Consider the following 20494-nt stretch of genomic DNA (forward strand, 5'->3'; position numbering starts at 1 on the left):
GATTATTTCACATGCGCGCAGAGGTTCGCCCGTTTATAAACCTCTGAAAAATGTGAGAAAGACATGGACGAAGCTTCCAGCAAAAAACAGCCGCCCCTTGCGGGCATTCGTGTGATTGAGCTTGCGCGTGTTCTGGCCGGTCCATGGGCCGGGCAGATGCTTGCCGATATGGGGGCTGATGTCATCAAGGTGGAAAGCCCTGAAGGCGGCGATGATACCCGCGCTTGGGGGCCGCCCTTCGTGGAAAGCAAGGATGGCGATAATCTTTCCGCCGCCTATTACCACGCCACCAATCGCGGCAAGCGCTCCATCACCGTCGATCTGAAAAGCGATGAAGGCCGCGAGACCGTGCGCCGTCTGGTCAAAACCGCAGATGTCGTCATCGAAAACTTCAAGCGCGGCGGGCTGGAGAAATACGGGCTGGATTACCAGAGCCTGAGGGCGCTTAACCCCAAACTGGTCTATTGCTCCATCACCGGCTTCGGCCAGACCGGCCCCTACGCGGATTTCGCCGGTTACGATTACATCGTGCAGGGCATGTCCGGCTTTATGTCGATTACCGGCGAACCGGATGGCCAGCCGATGAAGGCGGGTGTGGCGGTCGCCGATATTTTCACCGGCATTTACTCCGTCACTGCCATTCAGGCGGCCCTCATTCACGCCATGCGCTCCGGCCATGGTCAGCATGTGGATATGGCGCTGATGGATGTGCAATCCGCCGTGCTGGCCAACCAGAACATGAATTACCTTATATCAGGCAAGGCACCCGTGCGGCTGGGCAATGCCCATCCCAATATCTCGCCTTATGAAGTGGTGCCGACGGCAGACGGCTTCTTGATTCTTGCCGTTGGCAATGACGGCCAATTCCGCCGCCTCTGCAAAATCCTGGGCATCGAATCCACCGCAGATGATGACCGTTTCGCCACCAACAAGGCGCGTGTCGCCCATAAGGTCGAAGTGCGCCAGATCGTCTCCACCGAAACATTGAAATGGCAAAAGCGCGATCTGCTCACCGCCTGCGAGAGCAATGCGGTTCCGGCTGGCCCCATCAACTCCATCGAGGAAATGTTTGCCGATCCGCAGGTGCAGGCCCGTGGCCTGCGCGTTGATCTGGAAGCAGCCGATGGCACCGTCATTCCCGGCGTTCGTACGCCCATCGTGCTGTCGGAAACACCCTTGCGTTACGAGCGCGCCAGCCCGCGTCTGGGCGAACATCAGGCTGAAGTTTTGGCCGAACTGGCTGATATTGAAAGGAACATCGCGCAGTGACAAATCTTGGGAAAAGAACCGGCGGACAATTGATTGTCGAAGCCCTGAAAGCCAATGGCGTGTCCCGCGTATCCTGCGTGCCGGGCGAAAGTTATCTGGCCGTGCTGGATGCGCTGTATGAAAGCGGCATCGAAACCGTGGTCTGCCGCCAAGAGGGTGGCGCTGCAATGATGGCCGACACATGGGGCCGCCTCACCGGCGAACCCGGCATCTGCATGGTCACACGCGGCCCCGGTGCCACGAACGCCTCTGCCGGTCTGCACATCGCACGGCAGGATTCCATTCCGATGATCCTGTTCATCGGTCAGGTCCAGCGCGATGCGCGTGAACGCGAAGCCTTTCAGGAAGTCGAGTATCGCCGCGCCTTCACCGAATTTGCCAAGTGGGTTGGTGAAATCGACGATCCAAGACGCATTCCGGAATTCGTCACCCGCGCCTTTGCCGTCGCCACCTCCGGTCGCCCCGGCCCTGTGGTGTTGAGCCTGCCGGAAGACATGCTGGTGGAACTGGTGGATGCGCCGGAAGCCAAGCCTTACACCCCGGTCGAAAACCACCCCGGCCCCAAGCAGATCGAAAAGTTCGGCGAGCTGCTGAACGGCGCAAAACGCCCCTTCTTCATTCTCGGCGGCACGCGCTGGACGGAACAATCCGTCGCGCAGTTCAAAGCCTTTGCGGAAAAGTTCAAGCTGCCCGCCGGCTGCTCCTTCCGCCGCCAAGCGCTGCTGGATCACCTCAGCCCATCTTATGCGGGCGATGTCGGCATCGGCATCAATCCGGCGCTGGCGAAGGAGATCAAGGAGTCCGACCTCATCGTTCTATTGGGCGGTCGCCTCTCGGAAATGCCGTCCTCCGGTTACACGCTGCTGGACATTCCCTACCCTTCGCAAACGCTGGTGCATGTCTACCCGGAGGCCGAAGAGCTTGGCCGCGTTTACCGGCCAGACCTCGCCATCTGCGCCTCACCAACCGAATTTGTTGAAGCCCTCGTCACGCTGGAAGCACCAGTCAACCCCGTCTGGGCGGACCGCACCGCCAGCATTCACGATGCCTACCTGAAATGGTCCACCCCGCCGAAGACCGGCCCCGGCCCGGTGCAGATGGGGCCGATCATGGAGTGGATCGAAGCCAACGTGCCTCAAGACACCGTCTTCACCAATGGCGCGGGCAACTATGCCACATGGCTTCATCGCTTCCACCGTTTCCAGCGTTTCAACACCCAGTCCGCCCCCACATCCGGCTCCATGGGTTACGGTCTGCCCGCCGCCGTCGCTGCCAAACACCTGTTTCCGGAACGCGAAGTCGTCTGTTTTGCCGGTGACGGCTGCTTCATGATGCACGGGCAGGAATTCATCACCGCCGTGCGTTACGGCCTGCCGATCATCACCGTGCTGGTCAACAACGGCACTTACGGCACCATCCGCATGCACCAGGAGCGCGAATATCCCGGTCGCGTCAGTGGCACCGACCTCGTCAACCCGGACTTCGTCGCCTTCGCCAAAGCCTATGGCGGCCATGGCGAAATCGTCGAGAAAACCGAAGACTTCGGCCCGGCCTATGAACGCGCCCGCGCCAGTGGCAAGCCTTCGATCATCGAAGTGAAGCTCGATCCGGAAGCCATTACGCCTGCGCGCACGCTGACGCAGATTCGCGACAGGACGTGATGTTTGGCGGTGGACAAGTCTCTGGCATGATGTAAATCTTGACGCAGATTTCGGGCAAAGACTCCACACTCGCCGTCATCCTCGGGCTAGTCCCGAGAATCTGATCACGTCTCCGCAAATGCAACGTAGCAGATGCCCGGGACAAGCCCGAGCATGACGACGGAGAGGTTTTACGCTCCTTTACGCACAGTTAGATCAAGAAACGACATGCCAGACGCCACTCTCCCCGTCATCACCCCACGCACCGCAAACATCGAATCCTCCGCCGGAGCACCTTTCGAAGCCGTGCGTGTGGCCCGCGATGTTCTGCACACCAGCCGAACCGCCGGTCTCGCCACGCTCGATCCACAGAGCGGCTACCCCTACAACACCGCCACAAACATCGCCGTAGAACCAGACGGCACCCCCTTCTTCTTCACCGCCCGCCTCGCCCTGCACGCCCGCAACATCGAAGCAGACCCACGCATTTCCCTCGTGCTTGCACCCTTCAACAAGGGCGATGCGCTGACCCTGCCCCGCCTGACATTGGTTGGAAAAGCTGTTCTCATTGCTGACGAAGACGTGCCGCTTGCCAAGGCGCGCTACATCGCCCGTTATCCCAAAGCCAAGCTCTATCTCGCGCTGCCGGACACGCAGCTGTATCGCCTCCACATCGAAGGCCTGCAAATCAACGGCGGCCCTGCCCGCAACGCCAGCAACATCACGCCAGCAGATTTGCGCACGGACCTTGCCGGCGCAGAAGGACTGGAGGCAGAAGTCTCCCGCCTCAACGCCATCAAGGGCGAAGCATCCCGGCTGGCGGCGTTAACGGGCAAGAAGTCTGGCGCTTGGAAAATCACGTCGATCGACCCGGATGGGGTTAATTTGGCGTCGGCGGGTGATCTTGTGCGGCTGTGGTTTGAAAGCCGGGTGGTGAGTGTGAATCAACTTGGCAAGGCATTGAATCAGCTTACTAAGTGATGATGCTAAAGCGTTGAAAAGGTAGCGCTCCTCATCTTGAGGCGGGAGCAAAGCGACCCTCGAAGGACGAGGCGTGCGGGACGCATACGCCAACCAACGATGCTTCGAGGGCGCTGCGCGCCACCTCAGCATGAGGGCGGAGCAAGTGGCAAGGGGAGCGCAACGGTAGCAGGCGGAGCAAGCGCTACACCGCGCCCCTTAACCAGTTGAACCACCAATAAAAAAAGCCGGCCACAAGGACCGGCTTTTCTCACAAACTCAAATCACTCAGATCGCCGCAGTCACGATAAACTCGACCTTGTAATCCGGCGTCGCCAATGCGGCTTCGCTGGTCGCGCGCGCTGGTGGGTTTGCTGGGTCGATCCAGGCTTCCCACACGGCGTTCATTTCGCCGAATGTGGACATGTCCGAAACGTAGATAATCGTCTGGAGGATCTTCGACTTGTCGGAACCGGCCAGAGCCAGCAGGCGGTCGACTTCGGCGAGAGCGGACTTGCTCTGGTCGGTCACGGATGTGCCTTCGCCAACCTGACCGGCGAGGTAAACGGTGTTGCCGTGAACGACTGCGCCGCTCATGCGCTTGCCGGGTTCGATACGCTTGATGCTCATGCCAAAAACTCCTGTTAGGCTAAATAAATGCGGGTGCGACTTAATCAGCCGCGCAGGTGGTGTGACTTTTCGTAAATCGCGGTGGAACGGGCGCCGGAACGGCAGAACCCAAGCAGCGGGCGCTGAAGTTCGTCCAGCGCATCCACCATGCCTGCAACGGCATCGGCATCCACGCCAAAACGGCCAACCGGCACATGCACGATGGCAAGGCCCAGCGCTTCCGCACGTTCGGCAATATCTGCAAACAGCGGCTGGCCTTCTTCTTCACCGTCCGGGCGATGGCAGACAAGCGCCTTGAAACCCAGCGCCTTCACCTCATCCAGATCGGCAACGCTGATCTGGCCGGTTACGGAATACTCGTCGTCGATACGCCTGATATCCATGTTCATGTTCTCCGATAACGACGGCCACCGAGCCTTAATCAGCCGTGCCGTGCCAAAATCCGCATTCGATGTAAGACGTTAAACCGGGTGCGTCAATGACACGGCTTTCCAATTCAAACGCAGTTTAGAGAATAGAAAAGCGCAAGCCGTAGGTCCTGAACTCGCCGGGGTTCAGCATGTGGAATTCACCCGCCGCTTCAAGCTCGGCACGGCCAACCCAGCGATGCGAAACCGGCTCGATGCCCATCACATGCGCCGGTGCCTGCTGGTTTCGCCACATCTGAAGATAGGGCAGCGTCTCCGTGTGGAAAGCCACCTTCAACGTCCGTCCACCAATCGCCGCAATCGGCCCCAACGTCATTTCCGCCCAGCCTTCACCCGCAGGCACACAGAAAACCCCACCCGGTTCTTCGCCAAACCGCCAGCCGAAGCCGCCGTCCTCAAACATCGCGCCTTGCAGCCGCACGCCGTCATCAAACAGCCGCGCGCCCACATTCATGTGGTACATATGAAAGACAGGTCGGGCCGTATCGCTGGTGTTCGTCACGCGGTCTTCAAGGCTCACAATCCCGGTCGCGCCATCGATGCGCCATTGCCGCTCCAGCAGTGCCGTGCCGCCATCGGCCAGGGTTAGGGGAACCCGCACGGCTGCATGGGCATTATCATCAGAGACCTCCCAGGTGGTGATCTCCGCCGGGTGCGAGGAGAATGAGCCATGCAGAGGATATGTCCGGCCAGCCGCATCGTTTTCAATAGGTTCCGGGTGGCGAATGTGGTCCGGTCCGCACGTAAACAGAAAGCCTTCCAGAGAATGATCGATTCGGGCATCGCCATCGTCGGGAATGGCACGACCCGGAGCAATGTTGATACCGTCCACAACGCAGGCACCGATATCGAAAACGGATGTCTCATCCAGAAAGATCGCCGGGGACTTTCCGGCTTTAAACTCTCGCATACATGCTCCTCCACTCAGGCATTGACGCGCCGATCACGCAAAAGCTATCGCAACGGCGAGAAATTAAGATTGCATTAACGTCGAATTCATCTTTTTCACAATAGGGTCAAGATTAACGTGTGTGTATTGGGAAGAACCCAAGGGATCGCAGAATCGTGAAACTTTTTCTTAATGCAATGTTCGGTCTGGTCGTCGCGGTTTCACCGGTGTTTGCACCTGTGGAAGCCAGTGCGCAACAGAGATATGGCGATCAGGACCAGCCCGTTCTGGTGTCCCCAGACGGGCGTGTGCTGGATTACATGCCGCAGCGTGGCGATATCGTCATCAGCCGCGACCGCATGGGCCGCACGGTATATTACGACCGTTACGGCAACCTCGTGGCAACCGAAATGCCCGGCGGCGCACAGCGTCGGGACGTGCAGCGCGAGACCTACAACAATCAGAATAGTGGCTATTACCCGCCACCACCCGGCCAATACCGGGAGCCGCAGCGTGATTACGGATATCAGGGCGGCAATCGCGATGTGCAGGATTACCGGCAGTATCGTGGCGATGGCAGCGACCCGGATGTCTACACCGGTTCGGTTTCCCGCCCCGGCGCGGTTGAGCGCGAACCGCTGAACCAGCCGATGCCCGGCGAAAGCACCACCGCTGCCGTGCCGCAGCCGGACCACCTGATCGAGCGCAACCAGCCTGTGACAGCGCCGGTCAATCGCTCGCGTCAGGAAATCGTCGCACTTCAGGTGTTTCTGGACCGCGAGGGCATTTCGCCCGGCGTCATCGATGGCAAAATGGGCGATAACGTCAATAAGGCCATCGCCGCATGGCAGGAAATGACCGGCGAGAAGCTGGATCCGAACAACACAGACGACATTCTGGAGCGCCTGCGCAACACCGGCGGTATGGCGATTGTGGATTACACCATCACCGCAGCAGACGCGGCTGGCCCTTACGTTGCCTCCATTCCGGATGATTATTCCGAAAAAGCCCAGCTTCCAGCCATGGCCTTCACCTCCACGTCAGAAGCTCTGGCAGAGCGGTTTCACATGGATGAAACCTACCTGAAGGAACTGAACGCGGGTGTTGATTTCACCGTGCCCGGCACGATCATCAAGGTCGTCAACCCTGGCGAAACGAAGAAGGGCCAAGTGGCCCGCATCGTTGCGCACAAGGGCATCAAGCAGGTTTTCGCTTATGACGAAAGCGGCGTTCTGATTGCGGCCTACCCGGCCACCATCGGTTCTTCGGATACGCCGTCCCCAAGCGGCACGCATACGGTGGAGCGCATCGCGCTCAATCCGGGCTACACATACAATCCGAAGATCAACTTCCAGCAGGGCCAGAACAACCAGATCCTGCAAATTCCACCCGGCCCCAACGGCCCTGTCGGTACGGTCTGGATTGCCCTTTCCAAGCCGACCTACGGCATTCACGGCACACCGGAACCATCCAAGATCGGCAAGACCAACAGCCACGGCTGTATTCGCCTGACCAACTGGGATGCCACGGAACTCGCCAAAATGGTCCGCCCCGGCGTGGTTGTGGAGTTTGCGGAATAGGCTATTGATAGGGGAAGAGATGTTCACCGAAGCATCCACCTCTCACACCGTCATCCCGGACCCGATCCGGGATCCAGTTCGATCAAGTCCTTGATCGATAAAAGACTCTTCCGATGCGCAGACGCGCATCTGCTGGATTCCGGCTCAAGGCCGGAATGACGGAGGAGGAGTGTGGCTTCTCCTCCAGCAACACCACTTCACCCAAGCTTAGGCTTTCTCTTTTCACCGCCGCGCTCCGTCAGGAAAAACACAAAGCCAGCAGCCGGAAGTGCAAAGCCAAGCCATGATGCGGCAGCCCAGTGGCCTTGCGAATAGGCCCAGCCACCAAGCGCAGATCCTGCGGCACCGCCCATAAAGAAGGTTGCCATGAAGATGCCGTTGAGGCGGCTGCGGAATTCCGCGCCCAGCGTGAAGATGGCGCGTTGGCCAAGCACGAGGTTGGTCGTAACGGCAAAATCCAGCACGATGGCGGCAACCACCAGCAATGCCAGTGACAGGTGTGATCCTTCCGGCGCGATATGGGTGATGAGGAAGGCGGACGCTCCCGCCAGCAAAGCGCCAAACGTGGCAACCCATGTCCAGCCGCGGTCTGCCAGACGCCCGGCGATGGGTGCCGCAACCGCACCGGCCGCACCAGCCAGCGCAAAAAGCGCGATTTCACTCTGAGACAAACGGAACGCAGGGCCGCTGAGATACAGCGGCGTCACCGTCCAGAACAGGCTGAACGCGGAAAACATGCTGGCCTGATACAGCGCGCGTCTTTGCAGCAGGCGCGTGTTGGCCGCAAGCTTGGCCATGGAGGCCAAAAGCGCGGAATAGGGAAGCTTCGCATCCGGCACCCGGCGCGGCAGCAACTGGTAGAGAACCACCGCCAACACAGCCATAACAGCCGCCGATATCCAGAACACGCCGCGCCATGAAACGAATTCAGACAGCACGCTGGAGATTGGCCGCGCCAGCATGATGCCGACCATCAGCCCGCTCATGATGCTGCCGACGACACGACCACGTATGGCGTTGGGCGTCATATGGGCCGCCAAAGGCACGATCATCTGCACCGCAACCGAGCTTATGCCGACCAGAAAAACGGCGATGAGAAACGGCGCCGCGTGCGGTGCCATGGCAGCCGAAACCAGCGCCAGGACTGCCATCGCCACAGTGGTGACGATCAGCTTTCTGTTTTCGATGAGATCGCCCAGCGGCACGACAAAGAGCAGGCCAAGCCCGTACCCGATCTGCGTCAGCGTCACGATTAACCCCGTTGCCCCGGCGGAAAGGCCAAGCTCTGCCCCGATGACGCCCGCCAGAGGTTGGGCATAATAAAGATTGGCGGCGACCAGACCACAGGCACTGGCCAGCAGAAAGATCATGGCGGAAGAGATCGTCTCTTCCTGTGCAGGCTCAGAACCAAGCACGTTCGATGTCATTGTTATCACTCCAAAATTCGGAAATGATCATTTCCGAAATACGTAAAAAATCAGTCGAAAACCTTCATGGCGGTATCGACCACAGCAGCCAGTTGAGCGCGCGACAGGCCCGTTTTGCCAACGACACGCATTCCATACAGAATACACAGGGCCGTTTTGGCCAAAGCATCCGCATCTGATGTTTTTGAAACGGAACCATCCGCCTGCCCTTCGCGCGCAAACCGCGCCAGAGCCTTCTCACGCGCCTCGATGGCACCACGCACCACCCGCGCCATATCGTCATCCAGCGAGACAAGATCGGCAACGGCACCGACGATAAGGCACCCCTGCCCGCCGGATTGTCCAGCGGACGCGTCCGCATAAAAGTTCATGGCAGCCCGCAGCTTTTCGCGCCCGGTCTTGCCTGTTTGGACAGTGGCATCGAAACGGCGCGTCTGCACCAGTTTGTAGCGCTCGACAGCGGCGATATAGATGTCCTTCTTATCCTTGAACGCCTTGTAAAGACTGCCCTGCGTCAGCTCCATCGCCTGTGTCAGATCACCGACCGAGGTGGCGTGATATCCGCGCTCTGAAAACACGCGAATGGCCTTATCGACGGCCAAATCGACATCGAACTCACGCGGACGACCGCGCTGGCGTGTGGAAGCAGAGGATGAAAATTGCTGTGTCATGGACGCAATATAGAAAACGATCATTTCCAAATCAAGCGAAAAATACTGCGCCCGGTTCGCGAGACTGCCGGGCGCACTATAAGCTGTTGTTTTAAGCGGCTTTACGGGCGAACGATTTCAGATCACGGCCAGAACGAACGACCCGCACCGGCATCAGCCGCATCACTTCATTGGTGAAATGACGGGCGTTTTCCAGTGCCTTGTCGATGTTGCTGACCTTGTGACAGTCCAGCCCGGCAAGCGTGCCGCCGTAATCGAAAATATCGCGGAACGCGGCGCGCTCGGCAATCGGCGTATCGAGTACGCGCACGTTCTTTTGCGCCAGCAGCGCTTTGACCAGCAGCAGGGAGCGTGTGTTGACCATGGCATTCACGCGGGTCAGCACAACCGAATGATCGATTTTCATGCCCATTTTGCGGTTGAGGAATTCGATATGCTCCAGCACTTCGGCAGCGCCGCGGGCATCCATGGCAGAGCCCTGAACGGGGATGAGGACATGATCGGAAATGCCGAGCGCCATCGTCAGAAGCGGGTTTTTGGTGCCGGGCAGATCGATGATAAAACAGTCGGTATTGGCGCGGTTTTCGCGGATGTGCGTTTCCAGCGATGCCATCGTCACATGGGAAATGACCGAAAGATTGTGCACCGTGCCCGACAGTTCAGCCCAATGCGAAATCCACAATTGCGGATCGGCATCCAGAATGGTGACGCGGTGGCCGGTGCGCGCCAGTTCGGTGGCAAGCAGCAGCACAGCGGTCGTCTTCCCCGCCCCGCCTTTGGTGTTGGCAAATGTGATGACTGGCATGTAGCCCCCAATAATTCAGAGCCACCGTCATTGCTCCTGCACGCACCGCAACATTCATGGCGCTGCGCATATTCTTAACGAAGATGGTTAATGAAATGGAAACAGCGAGGGGTTTGTTATGGGGTAAAATCGATATGCGGGCTGTAATTGTTGGTGTGAGCTTGCCCCGGCCTCTACCGCCTCCCGCCCTTCCACACCCTCCAACCTCATGCATTATCCTGAGCTTGTCGAAGGACAAAGCCTCGAAGCATCCGTGGTTGGCGAATTCCTCCCGCATCCCTCGTCCTTCGAGGGTCGCTTTGCTCCCGCCTCAGGATGAGGGATGCTGCCGTTGTATTCCAATTTCCGCTCCCACTCATACCCGCAGCGGTTAAGTTAAATCCGAGCCACACCCTCCGTCCTCATGCTGAGGTGGGAGCGAAGCGACCCTCGAAGCATCCAGCGACGCACTCCACGGTCAAATTCCCTCCTGTCAAAAACCCCGGCCCGCTTAGACCCAAGCTTCGCCGTTCACGCGGCGCCATGCGCCCGTGCTTTGCTTCAACCTCAACCCGGAGAACACACGCAAATGCGGAAATGTCTCTGGTATGGTGTAGTTCACTGGCTCCGCATTTGCGTGGCCTCTGGCATTTCGTTCATTCCGTTCCATGTCTTGCCCAGGCCGGACCTTTCGGAAACCGGCCTGAGCGTGACAGGCAGTGTCCGATCGAGCCGTTTCGCCTCGGACTTTCCGAAAGCCTTTCAGGGGCCTTTCGTGTCGAGGAAATCGGGTTCCACCGGGCTTACCCTGACATGGCAGTCCTGATGTCTGGCCACACGTCTGCGGCAAGCCACCAGCCTCCAACGCCTTTGATGTCTCGCGAAACATCCGGGCGACGGAAGTGGGAACATTATGCGGGAGGTTTTTGGGGTGTGGAGAAAGTTGCGAAAATAAATTTTTGATATTTTTGCGGATCAGGTCTGGCCGGAACTCCACACCTATCCCAGAATGACGTTGGAACGGGTGGAACGGGCTGCGAGCAGCCGAAACCGCAGAGGCAAGAGTCTTTGCTGCGCAGACGCGCGACACTGGATGCCGGATCGGGTCCGGCATGACGGAGGGTGGGTGGTGTCAACCTCAAAATTGGACGCCCCCATCTCTTGAAGGAGACAGGGGCATTTTCCCTTAAAAGCACTCCAGAAACAGCGCCTTGGTATTTTCCGCCGTCATCGCAACCGGGTTGCCGCCGCAACTTGGGTCTTTGATCGCCTCAGCGGTCAACTCGTCCACGCGGTCCGGCTTGATGCCCAAGGCCGTGAGGTTCTCCGGCACGCCGAGTTCCTTGCGAAGCTCCAGCACGTAATTGTAGAAGCCATCAAACCCGCCTTCGATGCCGAGATAGGCGGCGGCGCGGGCGATTTTGTCTTCGATGGCGGGGCGGTTGAAGCGCAGGACGGCGGGCATGACGACGGCGTTGGTCATGCCGTGGTGGGTGTTATACACCGCGCCGATGGGGTGGGACAGCGAGTGGATTGCGCCGAGACCCTTCTGGAACGCGACCGCACCCATGGCAGCGGCGGCCATCATGTTGGACCGGGCTTCGATGTCCGTGCCGTCCTTATAGGCACGCGGCAGGAATTCCTTGACCAGCCGCAAACCCTCAAGCGCGATACCGGCGCTCATGGGGTGATAGAACGGCGAGGAATAGGCTTCGAGGCAATGGGCGAAGGCGTCCATGCCGGTGCCGACGGTGATGGCCTTGGGCATACCGACCGTCAGTTCAGGATCGCAGATCACCACGCCGGGCAGGAATTTCGGGTGGAAAATGATCTTCTTGACGTGGGTTTTGGAGTTGGTGATGACGCTGGCGCGACCGACTTCCGAGCCGGTTCCGGCGGTTGTCGGCACGGCAACAATCGGCGCGATGCCTTCCAGATTGGCGCGGGTCCACCAATCGTCAATATCTTCGAAATCCCAGACGGGGCGGGTCTGGCCAGCCATGAAGGCAACCGCCTTGCCCAGATCGAGCCCGGAGCCGCCGCCGAAAGCGACGACGCCATCGTGGCCGCCGTCTTTGAAGGCCTTGACGCCTGCTTCGAGATTGATCTCGTTGGGGTTCGGATCGACATCCGCGAAAATAGCGCGGCCAAGCCCTGCGGCCTCAAGAATGTCGAGCGCGTGTGCGGTGATGGCCATATCGGCCAAGCCGCGGTCCGTCACCAGCAGCGGCTTTTTGATGCCGAGCGTTTTGCAGGCGTCCGCCAGTTCCTTGATCCGGCCCCGGCCCATCTTGATCGGGGTTGGATAGCTCCAGTTTGCGACGATGTTCATTTCGTGACTTTCTTCAGATGGTAGGATTTTGGACGTGTCAGGTTCTGAAAGCCGATGACGGAGAGCGATCCGCCACGGCCGGTTTCCTTCACGCCGGTCCAGCACAAGGCCGGATCCAGATAATCGGCGCGGTTCATGAACACGGTGCCGGTTTCAATCTCGCGGCCAATGCGCCCTGCCCGCTCCGCGTCCTGTGTCCAGAGCGATGCGGTGAGGCCGTATTTGCTGTCGTTCATCAGATGCAGGGCTTCTTCCTCGCTCTTCACCTTCATGATGCCAACGGCAGGACCGAAGGTTTCTTCCTTCATGAACTCCATCGTATGATCGACATTGATGAGGATCTGAGGCGCGACATAGGCGCTTTCGCCATCATCCGCGGCAAAGAGTTTTGGATCGACCAGCGCTTTCGCGCCCTTGGCGACAGCATCGGCCACCTGCTGGCGCACCACCTTGGCAAAACGCTTGTTGGCCATCGGTCCGAGTGAGGTTTCCTGTTCAAGCGGGTTGCCGAGCTTGTAGTTGGACACCCAGGCAACGGACTTTTCAACGAAAGCATCGAACAGCGCTTCGTTGACGTAAATGCGCTCGATGCCACAGCAGCATTGGCCGGAATTGAAGGTCGCGCCATCCATCAGCGTATCGACCGCCGCATCCAGATCGGCATCTTCCATCACATAACCGGGGTCTTTGCCGCCGAGTTCCAGCCCAAGGCCAGTGAAGGTGCCAGCGGCGGCGCGCTCAATGGCGCGTCCACCTTCGACCGAGCCGGTGAAGTTGACGAAGTTGAACAGGCTTTCGGCAATCAGCGCAGATGTCGTCTGGTGATCGAGGAACAGGTTGATGAACACATCATCCGGCACGCCCGCTTCCACGAAGGCGCGCACCATGCGCTCACCCACCAACAGCGTTTGGGCGGCGTGTTTGATGACCACCGTGTTGCCCGCCATCAAGGCAGGCGCGATGGTGTTGATGGCCGTCATGTAAGGATAATTCCACGGCGCGATGACGAAGACGACGCCATGCGCTTCACGCTCGATACGGCGTTCGAAATTGCCGCTTTCTTCGATGACGAGAGGAGCCAGCGCATCTGCGGCGATGGAGGCGACGTAATTGGAGCGCTCGTTAAAGCCCTTGAACTCGCCGCCGTAGCGCACCGGACGGCCCATCATATGCGCCAGTTCCGGCACGACGTCGCCGACCATTTCATTCAGGCGTGCGACGCCTTTCAGCACCAGTTGAACGCGCTCTTCCAGCGGGCGTTTTGCCCAAGACTTTTGCGCAGCACGCGCTTTACCGACGGCACCGCGCGCCGCCTCCAGCGACATCGCCTCGCGTTCGGCGTAAACCGAACCGTCGATCGGCGAAATATTCTGGATCATGACCATAATTTTTTCCTGACTTTTTTCCTCACATCGGCTTATCCGAAAACCGCTTCACACTTTTCGGTCCGATGTTGTTTATGCCCGTTCGAACCCACGCGCGACTTCCCAATCGGTCACGCGGCGATCATATTCTTCCTGTTCCCACTGTGCGGCGCGGACATAGTGATCGATCACGTCATCACCGAATGCGCTGCGCAGCATCTTGGAGCCGTTGAGGTGGTCCGTCGCATCCCGCAGAGTTTTGGGGATTTCCCGGACTTCCTTGCCGCCATAGGCATCTCCTACGAACTGGCCCTCAAGTTCCAGCTTATTTTCGATGCCGTCAATGCCCGCCGCGAGCAAAGCTGCCATGGCCAGATGCGGATTGAGGTCCGAGCCGCCAACGCGGCATTCGATGCGGATGCCCTTGGTATCTGCACCGCAGAGACGATAACCGGCCGTGCGATTATCCGGGCTCCACACGGCCTTGGTGGGCGCGAATGTGCCGGCCATAAAGCGCTTGTAGGAGTTGATATAAGGCGCGAGGAAATAGGTGATTTCGCTGGCATGGGCCAGAAGACCGGCCACGTAATGGCGCATCATATCCGACATGCCGTGTTCGCCATTCTTGTCGAGGAACACGGGTGTCTTGCCATCCAGGCTCCACAGCGACTGGTGGATGTGGGACGAACTGCCCGCGGTGTTATAATTCCACTTGGCGAGGAAGGTCACGGACTTGCCTTTGGCCCATGCGATTTCCTTGATGCCATTTTTAATGATGGCGTGGCGGTCGGCCATAACAAGCGCGTCGGCGTAACGCACGTTGACCTCCTCTTGCCCTGCCGATGCTTCACCCTTGGAATTTTCCACCGGAATGCCCGCGCCCTGCAAACCATTGCGAATGGCGCGCATCACCTCTTCTTCCTTGGTGGTCTGGAAGATGTGGTAATCCTCATTATAGGGACCGGCCAGTTGCAGGTTGCGATAACCGCTGGCACGGGCTGATTCAAAACTCTGGTCGAACAGGAAGAATTCCAGCTCGCTGGCCATATAGGCTTTCAGCCCCATGGCTTCGAGGCGGGCGACCTGTTTCTTCAGCAAAGCGCGGGGAGAATGGGCCACTTCGGCATGGGTGTGGTGATCGAAGGCATCGCACAGAACAAGCGCCGTCCCTTCCAGCCAGGGCACGCGGCGCAGCGTCGAAAGGTCTGGCTTCAGCGTATAATCGCCATACCCTTTTTCCCAGCTGGTGGATTTGTAACCGGGTACGGTTTCCATTTCCATGTCGGTGGCCAGCAGGTAATTGCAGGTGTGGGTTTCTTCGTAAGCGCTTTCCACGAAGAACTGCGCCTGAAAACGCTTGCCCATCAAACGACCCTGCATATCCACGAGGCACGCCAGAACCGTGTCTATGCGTCCTTCCGCGACATCTTTTTTAAGCTCGTCGAATGTGTAGGTCGTCATGATTTTTTCGTTCCCTTTGTTTTATGGGGCGACCGTTGCCGGTCGCCCTTGTTTTTATCAATGTCAGGCCTTTGCAGCCGCCGCATCGAGGGCGGCCTGCTTATGCTCCAGCGCAAACTCCTCTTCCGGTGACAGGATGAGGCGGTGACGACCCACCAGCGCGAAATAGGCTATCGCGATGGCAAACCACAGCGCAACCCAGATGACGCCCTTGGTGAAATTCGGGTCCTGAACCTGATAGAGCAAGGTTATGACAGCGATGATGATGGTCAGCACAGCACCGGGAATGCCGAGCGGCGAACGGAAGGGCCGTTCGATGTTCGGCAGGTTACGGCGCAGCATGATGAACGAGATCGCCTGCATGATGTAGGAGAACATCGCGCCGAAGACCGCCATGTTCAGCAACACGCTGCCGATGATGCTGCCGCCCTCGGTCGCACCCAGTGCGAACCAGATGGTCATCATCACCGCAAGGCCGACGATGGCACCCGTCAACATCGCAACATGCGGTGTCTTGAACTTGGGGTGCGTGATGGACAGCGCCGTTGGGAAATAACCCGCACGCGACAGCGAGTAGATCTGGCGACCCTGCGCATAAAGAATGGTGTGGAAGCTGGCGATAAGACCCGTCAGCGCGACGAAACCAAGCAGAACCACGCCGCCATCACCGTAAACCGCCTTGAAACCATCCAGCAAAGGCTCCAGCGAAGAACCGAGATGGAAGGCACCAATGCCCGGAAGCGATGGGTTGAGCAGCACGATCATGAAGGCGGAAATCATCAATGTGATGATGCCAAGAATGATGCCCTTGGGCATATCCCGCTTGGGATCGACCGACTCTTCCGCCGCCAACGGCAACTGTTCGATGGCAAGGAACAGCCAGACGGCGAAAGGCAGGGTGGCCAGAACGCCAGAGAAGCCGAAGGGGAAGAACGAGCCATTGCCTTCAGGCAGTTCCACCGCCGTGCCATCCGGTCCAACGCCGATGTTCAACGCCCAGCGGGAGAAATCGATATTGGGAATGGCGCTGATCCAGAAGAACACCAGAACGCCGAGTGAAATCAGCGTGATGACCAGCGTTACCTTAAAGGAAAGTTCAAGTCCGAAGACGTTGAGCGCCAGGAAGATGACGTAGAACAACACCCATAAGAACGGTGAATAGACCGGATCTAAACCGAGGATGGAGTTCACGTATGCCGTGATAAACGTGACGATGACGGCGGGTGTGAGGACGTATTCCACATTCTCGCACAGCCCGGTGATGAAGCCGCCCCACGGCCCCATGGCGGTGCGGGCGAAGGAATAGGCAGCACCCGTGTGCGGCAGTGCCGGGCTCATCTCTGCAATCGAGAATGTCAGCCCCAGATACATGACGGCGATGATGATGCCAGCAACCAACATGCCGCCCCAGCCGCCGGTGGCGAAGCCGAAGTTCCAGCCGGAAAAGTGGCCTGATATAACCGCGCCGACGCCCAGCGCCCACAGCGACCAGACGCCCGCGTAGCGCGAAAGTCCTCGTTTTTCAAAGTAGGTCGCGTCTGCTTTTTTATAGCTGACGCCTGATGATGAACTGTCCATGCCGTTCTCTCCTGATCAAGAAAAACAGGCTGTCAGCCGGAAATGGCCGATTTTGCCCCAGTCTCGGCATGAGCGGCGGTGCCGGTCACGCCATGCGCATCTGCTGTTCCCACGCTGCACCTGTGCCTGTTTTCGGCATTCTTGACGGTGCGGCGGCATGCGTGTTCCACGGGCAACCCGCCCACGGAACGAATTTCGGAGCATTTCCAGCAAAAGTGCGAAGCGGTTTTGCGTCCGGATAATGCGTTAAAACAAAGACTCTATAAGCCGTGGACGGCGATTGCTCTCCTCAAAAGCCCGTCCAGAACATCGGCAGCGGCTCTCTGCCCCTCCTCATCTCGAATAAGGTCGTTTCGAACCTCGATCATCACGTTCAACAACCCATTTGGCAGGGCGTGCAGGCGCAGCGTGTGGGTCACGCCATCCTGCGGTCCGTAAGGCTCGTTGCGCTGAACATTGAAGGCTGTATCGCCAGCATTATCCAGCATCGCATCGGCAAGTCGTGAATCCGCATCATGCAAAATACCGATTTCGACCTCTCTGTGTGCGCCATGATAGATGGGCGTGAAGCTGTGCATCGTCACCAGAACCGTGTTGCGGCCTGCGGCTTTCCGCTCGGAAATGAGGTCGCTGATGCGGTCATGAAACGGAACGTAGAGCGCGGACGTGCGGGCAAAACGCTCCGCATCGCTGAGATCACGATTGCCGGGAATGTCGAAAATCTCGCTCGTCACCGGCATCGCGGATGTTGATTCGGGCGGTCTGTTGCAATCATAAATCAGGCGAGAATAGTTCTGGTAAATGATTGTTGCATCAAGACTTTTCGACAACAGGCGAGTGACGTCAAGCGCACCGGGATCCCACGCGATGTGGCTTGTCCGCACGTCATCGCCGAGGCCCAGCGTGCCGAAACGGGCGGGCAGCGTGCGGGATGCATGTTCGCAGACCAGCAGCACCTCACCCTTTCCATCGGCGTTTTCCACCATGACGGGCTCTGCCTCGTCAGACGTGAAAAACTGCGAACGCACCATCATGGCTGAACCCCGTTTTTAATTTTTCCGTTCCCCAACGGTTAAGAAAAGAATTCTTCACATAAGCGGAAGTGTCAAACGGTATTTTGAAATTATCTCTTCATTTTTTCCATTGACTCCGTTTGCGCCCCGTATCTTAATCAAAACCAACAGACCGGCGAAAAGACCGGAAAGGGGAAAAGTTTGCACAGTTCGGCAGCGACCGTTTCGGACGTTATCCAGGCTCATTACGAGAGCCTGACGCGTGCGGAAAAGAAGCTGGCGGAAAGTCTTCTCGGCAATTATCCGGTCTCGGGCCTCGGCAGCATCACTATCGTTGCGGAAAACGCGGGTGTTTCGACGCCAACCGTTGCCCGCATGGTGCAAAAGCTTGGTTTCAAAGGTTATGCGGAGTTTCAGGCACGGCTGCATCAGGAACTGGAAGCCACCATTTCCAACCCGATTGCCAAGCATGACCGGTGGGCCAGCAATGCACCCGGCCTGCATATTCTCAACCGCTTTGCCGACGCGATTACCGGCAATCTTCGCGATACGCTGAGCGATCTGGATACGGCGTCATTCGACAATGCGGCAATCCTGCTGGCGGACAGAAAACGCAGCATCTACTTCGTTGGAGGGCGCATCACCGGAGCCATTGCCGAATATTTCTTCACGCATATGCAGGTCATCCGGCCCAAAACGGCACTGATGTCCTCCAATTCCAGTTCATGGCCGCAATATATGCTGAACATGAACGCTGGCGACATTCTGGTGATCTTCGATATCAGGCGTTACGAGCAGGACATGGTGACGCTGGCGCAGGTGGCGCATGACAACAATGTCCGCATCCTGCTGTTCACCGACCAGTGGACCTCGCCGGTTTCGCGCTTTGCCGAACACACGTTTCGCGTCAGGATCGAGGCACCATCGGCCTGGGATAGCTCGGTGGTGACGCTTTTCGTCGTCGAGGCGCTGATCGAAGCGGTGCAAAACAACAGTTGGGACGAGACCCGCCAGCGCATGAACTCGCTGGAAGGTCTGTTCGAACAGACCCGCCTTTTCAGAAAACCGGGAAAAGGGGAGACATAAATCACCGGCAATGTTGCGAATAATCAGGAGAAGGACGCAACACGAATTTTTTATGTCGTTTCTCAAATATCATGGCGACGACAGGGCGCAATGATGGCAAGAAAACGGCAGGGACCATGATGAGGGCGAATATTCGTCCGAAAAATCGTCACATAACATTCATGCAACCCACGTATCAGCGTCTTTCGACGCATGAGACACAAGAGGAGAACTAAACGTGATCTCGCACAGCCGCCGACTTCTATCGCTCACCACTGCAATGGTCATCGCGTCCACCGCGATTGCCTCTGCCGCGCCAAGCGCCGAACTGATCGCAGCCGCCAAGAAAGAAGGCTCGCTGACAACCATCGCCCTGCCACACGACTGGTGCGGTTATGGCGACGTTATCGCCTCTTTCAAAGCCAAGTATCCGGAAATTCAGATCAATGAGCTGAACCCGGACGCCGGTTCTGCCGACGAAGTCGAAGCCATCAAGGCCAACAAGGACAACAAGGGCCCACAGGCTCCTGACGTGATCGACGTTGGTTTGGCATTCGGCCCACAGGCGAAAAAAGAAGGCCTTCTCCAGCCTTACAAGGTCTCCACATGGGACGAAATTCCTGACAATGTGAAGGACGCTGAAGGTTACTGGTACGGCGATTATTACGGGGTCATGTCCATTCTGGTGAACAAGGATCTTGTATCCAACCCGCCGAAAGAATGGGCTGACTTGCTGAAGCCGGAATATTCCGGTCAAGTTGCACTCGCGGGCGACCCGCGTGCATCCAGCCAGGCTATTCTCAGCGTTCTCGCCTCTGGTCTTTCCACGGGCGCCAAGTCCGGCAAGGAGGCTGGCGAAGCGGGTCTGAAATACTTCGCAGAACTGAACAAGGCTGGTAACTTCCTGCCTGTTATCGGCAAGGCTGGCACCGTGGCTCAGGGCGCGACACCGATCGTCGTTACCTGGGACTACAACGCTCTGTCTTGGGCAAAGACGCTGAACGGCAACCCGCCGACAGAAGTTGTCGTGCCGACAAAGGGCGCTCTGGCAGGTGTTTATGTTCAGGGCATCTCCGCTTACGCCCCGCATCCTAATGCTGCGAAGCTCTGGATGGAGCACCTTTATTCCGACGAAGGCCAAATTGGCTGGTTGAAGGGCTTCTGCCACCCAATCCGCTTCAACGCTTTGGCCAAGGCGAACAAGATTCCAAAGGATCTTCTGGACGCCCTGCCACCAGCAGCAGCCTATGAAAAGGCAATCTTCCCGACGCTTGAAGAGCTGGATGCCAACAAGGCAGCCGTAACCGCTGGCTGGGACAGCGTCGTTGGCGCAAACGTGAAGTAAAGTAAAAGCTGGAAACAGCCGCCCCCACTCTTTTCGAAGGCTGAGGCTTTCCAAAAGC

17 protein-coding genes are annotated in these 20494 nt (G+C 58.2%); 6 read left to right on the forward strand and 11 right to left on the reverse strand.

Translation table 11 applies throughout. The features are described from left to right. The first annotated feature begins 63 nt into the window (after positions 1 to 63). From RMR16_RS08885 to RMR16_RS08895, 3 genes are all read left to right on the forward strand, one after another. Positions 64 to 1269: a CaiB/BaiF CoA transferase family protein gene (locus RMR16_RS08885; protein WP_320200539.1), complete on the forward strand. Its 1206-nt coding sequence runs from the start codon at positions 64 to 66 to the stop codon at positions 1267 to 1269. Next, positions 1266 to 2930, forward strand: a complete 1665-nt coding sequence (locus RMR16_RS08890; protein WP_320200540.1) for a thiamine pyrophosphate-binding protein — start codon at positions 1266 to 1268, stop codon at positions 2928 to 2930. Before RMR16_RS08885 ends, RMR16_RS08890 begins: the two co-directional genes overlap by 4 nt. 207 nt (positions 2931 to 3137) lie before the next feature. Next, entirely contained in the window at positions 3138 to 3890 is a 753-nt protein-coding gene (locus RMR16_RS08895) for a HugZ family protein (protein WP_320200541.1), read from the forward strand. A gap of 267 nt (positions 3891 to 4157) precedes the next feature. Here the strand turns inward: RMR16_RS08895 and RMR16_RS08900 are convergent, their stop codons facing one another. The 3 genes from RMR16_RS08900 to RMR16_RS08910 form a co-directional block, all read right to left on the reverse strand. After that, positions 4158 to 4499: a RidA family protein gene (locus RMR16_RS08900; RefSeq protein ID WP_320200542.1), complete on the reverse strand. Its 342-nt coding sequence runs from the start codon at positions 4497 to 4499 to the stop codon at positions 4158 to 4160. Between the two features lie 44 nt (positions 4500 to 4543). Beyond that, positions 4544 to 4882 (reverse strand): TIGR01244 family sulfur transferase, encoded by a 339-nt coding sequence (locus RMR16_RS08905; protein ID WP_320200543.1) that lies wholly within the window; start codon positions 4880 to 4882, stop codon positions 4544 to 4546. A gap of 124 nt (positions 4883 to 5006) precedes the next feature. Further along, a complete protein-coding gene (locus RMR16_RS08910) occupies positions 5007 to 5837 on the reverse strand; it encodes an aldose 1-epimerase family protein (protein WP_320200544.1) in 831 nt (276 codons plus the stop codon). A gap of 155 nt (positions 5838 to 5992) precedes the next feature. On the opposite strand from RMR16_RS08910, the gene RMR16_RS08915 reads away from it, so the two are divergent. Beyond that, complete coding sequence (locus RMR16_RS08915; RefSeq protein ID WP_320200545.1) at positions 5993 to 7396, forward strand: L,D-transpeptidase family protein; 1404 nt, start codon at positions 5993 to 5995, stop codon at positions 7394 to 7396. Positions 7397 to 7593: 197 nt separating this feature from the next. Here RMR16_RS08915 and RMR16_RS08920 read toward each other — a convergent pair whose 3' ends face one another. The 8 genes from RMR16_RS08920 to RMR16_RS08955 all read right to left on the reverse strand — a co-directional run bounded on the left by RMR16_RS08920 (position 7594) and on the right by RMR16_RS08955 (position 18047). Beyond that, on the reverse strand, positions 7594 to 8823 hold the full coding sequence (locus RMR16_RS08920; RefSeq protein WP_320200546.1) for an MFS transporter: 1230 nt from the start codon (positions 8821 to 8823) through the stop codon (positions 7594 to 7596). Positions 8824 to 8873: 50 nt separating this feature from the next. Continuing rightward, a complete protein-coding gene (locus RMR16_RS08925) occupies positions 8874 to 9518 on the reverse strand; it encodes a TetR/AcrR family transcriptional regulator (RefSeq protein ID WP_320200547.1) in 645 nt (214 codons plus the stop codon). Positions 9519 to 9585: 67 nt separating this feature from the next. Next, complete coding sequence (locus tag RMR16_RS08930; RefSeq protein ID WP_320200548.1) at positions 9586 to 10299, reverse strand: ParA family protein; 714 nt, start codon at positions 10297 to 10299, stop codon at positions 9586 to 9588. A 1165-nt stretch (positions 10300 to 11464) separates the two neighbouring features. Continuing rightward, a complete protein-coding gene (locus RMR16_RS08935; protein WP_320200549.1) occupies positions 11465 to 12610 on the reverse strand; it encodes an iron-containing alcohol dehydrogenase in 1146 nt (381 codons plus the stop codon). Then, entirely contained in the window at positions 12607 to 13995 is a 1389-nt protein-coding gene (locus RMR16_RS08940; protein ID WP_320200550.1) for an aldehyde dehydrogenase family protein, read from the reverse strand. The genes RMR16_RS08935 and RMR16_RS08940 overlap by 4 nt, the downstream gene beginning before the upstream one ends. A 72-nt stretch (positions 13996 to 14067) precedes the next feature. Continuing rightward, a complete protein-coding gene (locus RMR16_RS08945) occupies positions 14068 to 15435 on the reverse strand; it encodes a glutamine synthetase family protein (protein WP_320200551.1) in 1368 nt (455 codons plus the stop codon). Between the two features lie 63 nt (positions 15436 to 15498). Continuing rightward, positions 15499 to 17013, reverse strand: a complete 1515-nt coding sequence (locus tag RMR16_RS08950) for an amino acid permease (RefSeq protein ID WP_320200552.1) — start codon at positions 17011 to 17013, stop codon at positions 15499 to 15501. Positions 17014 to 17273: 260 nt separating this feature from the next. Beyond that, positions 17274 to 18047, reverse strand: coding sequence for an N-formylglutamate amidohydrolase (locus tag RMR16_RS08955; RefSeq protein ID WP_320200554.1), 774 nt, complete (start codon positions 18045 to 18047; stop codon positions 17274 to 17276). 180 nt (positions 18048 to 18227) lie between these two features. Between RMR16_RS08955 and RMR16_RS08960 the strand changes: the two genes are divergently transcribed. Beyond that, positions 18228 to 19112 carry a MurR/RpiR family transcriptional regulator gene (locus RMR16_RS08960; RefSeq protein ID WP_320200555.1) on the forward strand — a complete coding sequence of 295 codons (885 nt, stop codon included), beginning with the start codon at positions 18228 to 18230 and terminating at the stop codon, positions 19110 to 19112. Positions 19113 to 19329: 217 nt separating this feature from the next. Then, positions 19330 to 20436: an ABC transporter substrate-binding protein gene (locus tag RMR16_RS08965; protein WP_320200556.1), complete on the forward strand. Its 1107-nt coding sequence runs from the start codon at positions 19330 to 19332 to the stop codon at positions 20434 to 20436. The last annotated feature ends 58 nt before the right edge of the window (positions 20437 to 20494 follow it).

Source organism: Agrobacterium sp. rho-13.3, from assembly GCF_033957765.2.
Taxonomy (GTDB): Bacteria; Pseudomonadota; Alphaproteobacteria; order Rhizobiales; family Rhizobiaceae; genus Agrobacterium.